The sequence below is a fragment of the Leucobacter japonicus genome, assembly GCF_001273855.1.
GTDB lineage: Bacteria > Actinomycetota > Actinomycetes > Actinomycetales > Microbacteriaceae > Leucobacter > Leucobacter japonicus.
This window is the reverse complement of record NZ_JHBX01000062.1, coordinates 1-209: the sequence shown is the minus strand read 5'-3', so window position 1 is coordinate 209 and position 209 is coordinate 1. Positions and strand designations below refer to the sequence as shown.

The following is a 209-nucleotide window of genomic DNA, read 5'->3' as shown; positions in this document are numbered from 1 at the left end:
GTACGGCGCCGAGGTGCATCTCTACGGGGCCATGGGCCTGGACGAGGCTCCGATGCTGATCCCGGACATCGACTTCGCGGGCGTCGCGACTGCGCTCGGTGCGCAGGGCGTGCAGGTGCACCGCCTCGAGGACCTCGAGGCCCTGCGCGCCTGGACCGCCGCCGCCGCGCAGGGCACGATCCTGCTCGACTGCCGCATCTCCCGCAGCG

General features: G+C 73.2%; 1 pseudogene. It reads left to right on the top strand.

Annotation, left to right across the window (positions count from 1 at the left end):
* Positions 1 to 13 precede the first annotated feature (13 nt).
* Positions 14 to 209, top strand: a pseudogene (locus tag AMS67_RS00195) (thiamine pyrophosphate-binding protein); the annotation flags it as partial.